Source organism: Brevundimonas sp. SL161, from assembly GCF_049896985.1.
GTDB lineage: Bacteria > Pseudomonadota > Alphaproteobacteria > Caulobacterales > Caulobacteraceae > Brevundimonas.
This window is the reverse complement of record NZ_JAFCVJ010000062.1, coordinates 1-3,655: the sequence shown is the minus strand read 5'-3', so window position 1 is coordinate 3,655 and position 3,655 is coordinate 1. Positions and strand designations below refer to the sequence as shown.

Sequence of the window (3,655 nt, the reverse complement as noted above, 5' to 3'; positions counted from 1 at the left end):
TTCGGCATTCCAGTTCACGCCGTTGCCGGACGCTTCCAGGTTGATGTCGTCGATCTTGTGGTAACCGGCGTCAATCGCGCCGTACCAGCCGTCCGGCTCAGCCGAAGCAGCACCAGCGGCGAAAAGCCCCGCGGCTGCGACGCTGGCGAGAAGTTTCAGCTTCATGTCAGTCCTCATATCGGTGAATGTCCAAAGGCCACGCTTACACGTGACGCTCACCGGGCCGAACGGGAGAGTTGAGCCCAGGTTCCTTATTTCGGTTCGCAATACGGCGACTGTGGCGCCGTTTCAACACATATCCCCCTCTTGGCGAACCTGCGCGGCCTGTTATCAGGGTGAACAGCGATAAGGAGAGGCATCGATGGCTATGCGATTTGACGGCAAGGTGGCGATCGTGACCGGCGCCGGCGGAGGTCTCGGGCGTGAGCATGCCCTGGCCCTGGCGGCGCGCGGCGCCAAGGTGGTGGTCAATGACCTTGGCGTGGCGCGCGATGGCGAGGGTTCGTCCATGAGCCCGGCCCAGGCCGTCGTGGCCGAGATCGAGGCGGCCGGCGGCGAGGCCATGGCCAACGGCGCATCGGTCACGGACTTCGAGGCGGTCAAGGCGATGGTCGCCGAGGCGACCGCGCAGTGGGGCTCGGTCGACATTCTGGTGAACAACGCAGGCGTCCTGCGCGACAAGTCCTTCGCCAAGATGGAGATCGAGGACTTCCGCTTCGTCATGGACGTGCACGTCATGGGCGCGGTGAACTGCACCAGGGCGGTGTGGGACGGGATGCGCGAGCGCAACTACGGCCGCATCGTCATGACCACCTCGTCGTCGGGCCTCTACGGCAATTTTGGGCAGGCCAACTACGGCGCGGCCAAGATGGCGCTGGTGGGCTTCATGCAGACCCTGGCCATCGAGGGGGCCAAGAACGACATCCGCGTCAACTGCCTCGCGCCGACCGCCCATACCCGCATGACCGAGGACCTCGGCGCGCGCCTGCCGCTGGAGGCCCTGGGCCCGGAACTGGTGTCGCCGGGCCTGCTGTATCTTGTCAGCCAGGACTCACCGACGCGCTGCATCCTCGCCGCCGGCGCCGGCGGCTTCGAGCGCGCCTATGTCACCCTGACACAGGGCGTCCGCATTGTCGGCGAGGATGCGCCGGAACAGGTCGAGGCCCGGTTCGAAGCCATCTCGGACCGCACCGGCGAGATCGTACCGGAGATGGGCGCCGCCCAGGGCATGATCGAACTCACCAAGGCGCAGAAGGCGCACAGCTGATATGCCGAACCGACCCGTAAAATGACCAACAAAAGGTCCGTCAAACCGACCAGAATTTCGGTCAAACCGATCAATCAAATCGCCAAGGTCGCCAAAGGCGACCGGCAGGGAGAGAACAATGCGTGAAGCGGTAATCGTATCGACGGCCAGAACGCCAATCGGGCGCGCCTATCGAGGGGCCTTCAACGACACCCAGGCCCAGCAACTCGGCGCCCATGCCGTCAGGCATGCGGTCGAACGCGCCGGGATCGACCCGGCCGAGGTCGAGGACGTCGTGATGGGCGCGGCCCTGCAGCAGGGCTCGACCAACCAGAACGTCGCCCGCCAGATCGCGCTGGCCGCCGGCCTGCCTTCGACCGTCGCGGGCATGACCATCGATCGCCAGTGCGCCTCGGGCCTGATGGGGATCGCCACGGCGGCGAAACAGGTGGTGTTCGACCAGCAGAAGGTCGCCGTCGGCGGCGGCCTGGAATCCATCTCCCTGGTCCAGAACCAGCACATGAACCTGTACCGGATGAAGGACGAGGCGCTGCTGAAGCTGTCGCCCCACATCTATATGTCGATGCTGGAGACCGCCGAGGTGGTGTCACGCCGCTATGGCATCAGCCGCGATCGCCAGGACGAATACGCCCTGCAGTCGCAGCAGAGGACAGCCGCAGCCCAGGAGGCCGGCCGTTTCGATGCCGAGATCGTGCCGATGACCACGACCATGCAGGTCGTCGACAAGGCGACCGGTCAGGCCTCTGCCAAGGAGGTCACCCTGTCGAAGGACGAGGGCAACCGCGCCGACACAACCCTGGAGGGCCTGAAGTCGCTGAAGCCCGTCTTCGGCGGCGGCGAGGAGATCCAGCAGGGCGAATTCATCACCGCCGGCAACGCCTCCCAGCTGTCGGACGGCGCTTCGGCTTCGGTGATCATGGAGGCCGGCGAAGCTGTCCGCCACGGCCTTCAGCCGCTCGGCGCCTATCGCGGCATGGTCGTCGCGGGCTGCGAGCCTGACGAGATGGGCATCGGCCCGGTCTACGCCATACCCAAGCTGCTCAAGCGCCACGGCCTGACCATGGACGACATCGGCATCTGGGAGCTGAATGAGGCCTTCGCTGCGCAGGTGCTCTACTGCGCAGACACCCTGGGCATTCCGATGGACCGTCTCAACGTCTCGGGCGGCGCCATCTCGATCGGCCACCCCTATGGCATGTCAGGCGCCCGCATGGCCGGCCACGTCCTGATCGAAGGCAAGCGTCGCGGCGCCAAATATGGCGTGGTGACCATGTGCATCGGCGGCGGACAGGGTGCGGCCGGTCTGTTCGAAATCTACTGATCCGCTCAGACGCCGACATCCGGAAGCGGATGTCGGCGTCGAAGGCCCTGCTTAGGAATTCGCCCCTTTTTGGTCGGCCAAGAACCGGCGCCGCTCCGCCTCCATCATCGCCTGCCAGCGTGCTCGCAGTTGCGCCGGGCGGCCGGGGAAACGGTCATCGAGGAAGGTCGCCTCCACCACCCGGTCGGTGCGGAAGGTGCGGAAGTCGTTGCGGCTCTCGCACCAGGCGACCAGCAGCCGTGTCGTCTCACGATAGCCGATCAGCAGCGGCCAGACGGTCCGCAGCGAGGCCCGGTCTTCCTGATCGCGATAGTCCAGCTTGACCTTCCGCCCCGTATGGATCCAGGCCCGCAACTGAGCCATGTCGAGCACCTCGACCTCGTGCGTTTTCCACATGGCGGAGGTCACCGCCGGCTCCAGGACCACCGGGCGCAGGCGTTCGGGAACGGTGGCTGCGATCTTGGCGATCAGGTCGCGGGCCGCCCGCGCCAGGGCCGGGTCTCCCCTGCCCGCCACCCACTGGGCGCCGAGCACCGCCGCCTCGACCTCGTCGGATGTCAGCATCAGGGGCGGCATGTCGAAGCCGCTATCCAGCACATAGCCGATGCCCGCCTCGCCCCGGATTGGCACCCGCTGGCCCATCAGGGCGGCGATGTCGCGATAAACGCTGCGTTTGGACGTCTCCAGCTCGACCGCGATCGATTCCGCCGTCACGGGTTGGGAGCTGCGCCGAAGCAACTGGACGATCTGGAACAGGCGGTCTGCGCGTCTCATCTGTGTACCGTACCGGACGACTGCTGACAGCATGCTGGCAGCAGGGTGGCGGTAGTCAATCTCTCACGGCCAAGGCGGTCCCGCCGAGGCTCATAGGATCGGAGAGAAAGTCATGCTGACCCTGTTTCACGCCCCGCAATCACGCTCGTCGCGGATCGTCTGGCTGATCGAGGAACTAGGTGATGTGGACAAAGTGGATTCCCAAATCAGCTGATCGCTGATTCAAGGCTGTTCTTTGCGGAGAGCAGCCATGGTTCGTGGTTTGATGTCGGATGCGGAGTGGGCGTTCTTCG

The 3,655-nt window shown here is 65.5% G+C and carries 3 protein-coding genes; 2 read left to right on the top strand and 1 reads right to left on the bottom strand.

The features are described from left to right. The first annotated feature begins 361 nt into the window (after nt 1-361). Nucleotides 362-1,267, top strand: coding sequence for an SDR family NAD(P)-dependent oxidoreductase (locus ACP7AU_RS17530; RefSeq protein ID WP_426052252.1), 906 nt, complete (start codon nt 362-364; stop codon nt 1,265-1,267). 118 nt (nt 1,268-1,385) lie between these two features. Beyond that, a complete protein-coding gene (locus ACP7AU_RS17525; protein WP_426038463.1) occupies nt 1,386-2,588 on the top strand; it encodes an acetyl-CoA C-acyltransferase in 1,203 nt (400 codons plus the stop codon). 51 nt (nt 2,589-2,639) lie between these two features. On the opposite strand, the gene ACP7AU_RS17520 is transcribed toward ACP7AU_RS17525, so the two are convergent. Continuing rightward, complete coding sequence (locus ACP7AU_RS17520) at nt 2,640-3,362, bottom strand: helix-turn-helix transcriptional regulator (protein ID WP_426052251.1); 723 nt, start codon at nt 3,360-3,362, stop codon at nt 2,640-2,642. Nucleotides 3,363-3,655 lie beyond the last annotated feature (293 nt).